This window comes from Streptomyces bambusae (assembly GCF_019400985.1).
Classification (GTDB): Bacteria; Actinomycetota; Actinomycetes; order Streptomycetales; family Streptomycetaceae; genus Streptomyces; species Streptomyces bambusae_A.
This window is the reverse complement of the sequence record NZ_WTFF01000493.1, coordinates 1-3,664: the sequence shown is the minus strand read 5'-3', so window position 1 is coordinate 3,664 and position 3,664 is coordinate 1. Positions and strand designations below refer to the sequence as shown.

The 3,664-nt window shown below is 73.5% G+C and carries 2 protein-coding genes; one reads left to right on the top strand and one right to left on the bottom strand.

Annotation, left to right across the window (positions count from 1 at the left end; genetic code table 11):
- Positions 1-726 precede the first annotated feature (726 nt).
- Complete coding sequence (locus tag GPJ59_RS34580) at positions 727-1,503, top strand: SDR family NAD(P)-dependent oxidoreductase (RefSeq protein ID WP_219671984.1); 777 nt, start codon at positions 727-729, stop codon at positions 1,501-1,503.
- 1,441 nt (positions 1,504-2,944) lie between these two features.
- On the opposite strand, the gene GPJ59_RS34575 is transcribed toward GPJ59_RS34580, so the two are convergent.
- Positions 2,945-3,616, bottom strand: coding sequence for a TetR/AcrR family transcriptional regulator C-terminal domain-containing protein (locus tag GPJ59_RS34575; protein ID WP_308120653.1), 672 nt, complete (start codon positions 3,614-3,616; stop codon positions 2,945-2,947).
- Positions 3,617-3,664: the final 48 nt, after the last annotated feature.

Below are 3,664 nucleotides of genomic sequence, written 5' to 3'. Positions count from 1 at the left end.
TGCGTGGCCGGGAGAGTGGTAAAAATCAACCCCCCCCCGCCCACCCCCCCCGACCCCACCCCCCGCCACCCCCCCCCCCGGCCCCCCCCCCGGCCCGCCGGACCCCCCCCACCCGGCCCCCCCCCCCCCAGCCCCCCCCCCCCCGGGCGAAACCGCCGCGCCCAGCCCGCCCCCGCCAAGCCAGGCGCTGCCAAGCCCGCCGTCGCGGTCGCCCAGCCCCACCCCACCAGCCGCACCCACCCGGCCAGGCACGCCCCCCCCCACCTCACCCCCACCAGCCCCCCCCTCCCCCAGCCCGCCCCCGCCGAACCCGACCCGCCCAAGCCCCGGCCCCGAATCCGTCCCCGGCCCTGTCTCCAGCCTCGGCCTCGGCCCACGGAGCCCATCCCCCCCCCCCAGCCCCACCTCCCCAGCCGCCGCAGCCGCAGCCGCAGCCGCCCCCGCCTTCTCCCCAGCCCCCGTTCCTTCCCCCGCCCCTCCGGGAACGACCGGTTCTCGCACATGCACGAGCAGCCGCACCGTCACCCCCCGGGCAAGCAGCGCCTCCACCACCGGCACCCCGACAAACCCCGTCCCGCCCGTCACCAGAACCCGCTGCTCCCCCACCGCCACCACTCCCCTGACGCATCGTCAACGCACCCGAACCCGAGCCGACCCGACCCGACCCGGCCCGACCGGCCCAATCCCTACGAAGGGAAAGTCACATCGTGTTACGGTCGCGCCGTGATGGCGGGGAACAATTCACTACTGGCAGGAAAATCAGCCTTGATCACCGGCGCCAGCGCCGGGATCGGCGCCGCCGCTGCCCGCGTGTTCTGCCGTGAGGGTGCGGCCGTCACCCTCATCGCCCGCCGCGAGCCCGAACTCGCCGCCCTCACCGAAGAACTGCGCGCCGCCGGCCACCAAGCCCAGTACGTCGTCGCCGACGTCGCCCGGCCCGCCGACGTCGCCCGCGCCGTGACCGCGGCCGTCACCACGTACGGCCGCCTGGACGCCGCCTTCAACAACGCCGGCATCGGCGCCGAACCCAAGCCCCTGCACCTCCTCGACGAGGAGGTCTACGACGACGTGATGGACACCAACGTCCGCGGCGTATGGAACTGCATGCGCCACGAGATCCGCGCAATGCTCGGCCCGCACGGCGCCGGCGGCGCCATCGTCAACAACAGCAGCACCGCCGGCCTGGTCGCCACCCCCGTCACCGCCGCGTACATCGCCTCCAAGCACGCGGTCCTGGGGCTGACGAAGGCCGCCGCCGCCGAGTACGCCGCCCAGGGCATCCGCGTGAACGCTGTTGCGCCCGGCTCAACGCGGAGCGAGATGATCGATGCGTGGCTCGAGCAGAACCCGGCCATGGAGGAGGTCCTCCTCCAGTCCGCCCCGCTCCCCCGTATCGCCGCCCCCCAGGAGATTGCCGAAGCCGCGGCCTGGCTGTGCAGCGACCGCGCCTCCTTCGTCGTAGGCGCCACCCTCTCGGTCGACGGCGGCTGGACAACACGCTGACGGAAGCCGCAGCAGGCAGGGCCCGGTCGGCAGAGGGCAGAAGGCAGAAGGCAGAGGGAACGGCAGGGCAATGGAGAAAGGGAAAGGGCAGGGCAAAGGAGGCACAACCCCACCAGCCGAATCAGAAGGTGCGCGGTGTCTGCCCGTCAGTCCATTGACCGTGCAGGTCGGCGGCCGGCCTCAAGGGCGCTCCCTCCGGTCGCGTCGCTCCGCGATGTCGCTGCGCTCCACCCCTGACCCCGACCACCGCCCCGCCCAGCCAACAGCCTGACGACCAGGCACCGGAGGAACGGCAAGGGGGGACAGCTTCCCCCAGAGCCACGCCCCAACCCCGGACCGCAACCCGCCCCGCCGACCAGGCCCTCCGGGCCCAGCCCCACCCACGCGAGCCACCACACAGCGCCAAGCCACACCACCGCCGGACCCGCACCAGATCCCTCCACTCTCCGGCCGTCAGGCGTCATCCCCCCCTCCCTATGAGGGAGCCCACCAACCACCCACGCCGCAAGCCCCACACCTCTCCAGTCCTCTCTCCCGCCCGGCACCGTGCCCATACGCAAAAGGCAACTGCCCCACCCGGACGCCACAACGAGACCCCGTTGCGCCCGCCCCGCACACCCCGGCCACTCGATCGAGGCCGCCCCGTCACCCCGCCGCACCGAGGGCGGCACCGTTAACGCCGTTAACGCCGCCCGCCCTCACCCCTCGCACACCGTTAACGCCGTTAACGGTTCCCGCCCTCACCCACATCCACCATTAACGCCGTTAACGCTGCCCGCCCTCACCCCACGCACAGCGTTAACGGCGTTAACGGTGCTCACCTCCCCATGTACAGCGTTAACGGCGTTAACGGCGTTAACGCCGCTCGCCCACCCCGTGCACACCGCTGGAACCGGGCAGGCAGCCGCCTTGTCCCCGCCCACCGGCGGCTCGCCCCCTTAGCCGGTCCACCGCAGGCCCTACGTGGAACGACTCGAATCCCGGCCCAACCCGCCCCTTGGCCCTCCCAGCCCTTGACTCCTCGGGCCCGTCACCAGCCCAGCCAGCCCAGCCAGCCCAGCCACCAGCCACGCCTGCCGCCGACCCACCCCGACGCCAACCCACCCCGACCCCTGTCCGACCCGACCCCCACCCGGCCCAGTCCCCGTTCCCCCGCCGCCACCCCCCCCGGCCAACCCCCCCCCCCGCCAGGGGGCCGGTTGAGCCCCCCCCCAGCCAACTGCGGTCCCGAGTCCGCTGCGTGCGGTCATCCCATCGCCCGCCCCGCCTGAGACCCATCCACACAATCGCCGGCCATGCCCTCGGCCGCCCGCCCCGCCTCAGCCCGCCGCCCCGACCGGCCGCCGACCCAGCAAGGCCGATTGAGCCCCCGCCCAGCCAGCCAGCCAGCCAGCCGGCCCCCTCCCCGCCCCCCAGCCAACTCCCCCCACACCCCAGCCCCCTACCCCCCCCCCTTCCCCCGCCTCTCCTCGATCAGCAGCCCCAGCCCGTCAAGGATCCGCTCCAGCCCGAACTCCAGCGCCTGGTCCTGACCACCGATCTCCGCCACCGACGCCATCGCCGCAGCGAGCGCCGGATACTCTCCCGCGCGCTCCTTCAGCACCTCGCCCAGAACCTCCCCCAGCTGAGCGTCGACCCCGATCGCCGGGCCAGAGCCCCTCTCGGCACCCGCGTCGCTACGCACACCAACAGCATCGGAATCCACACCCGAGGCAGCCGCAGCAGCGGAAGAGGAAGGGCCACCCCCACCAGTGATGGAGCCACCCCCCATCGCCCGAGTCTGCTCCGCAATCCCCCGCACGTGTCCGGACAACAGCACCACCGCGTCCATCGACTCGGCCCCGCTCAGGCCGCACCCGTCCAGCGCGGCCAGCGCCTCCTCCATCCACGCCAGTTCACGTGGCCCCATCACCCGTGCCCCGACAGTCGCATCCAGCAGCCACGGATGCCTACGGAACTCCACCAGCAAGGCCCGAGCCCACCCGCCGAGCCTCTCCCGCCAGGAGTCCAAGCCCGGGCCACCACTCCCCCCGAAGCCCCCCCCCAGAGACACCACCTCAGGCACCTCAGGCGCCCCCGGCACCCCCGGCACCCCCCGCGCCGCCTCCACCATCAGGGCGACCAACTCCGCCTTCCCCGGCAGCTACCGGTACCGCTCCCT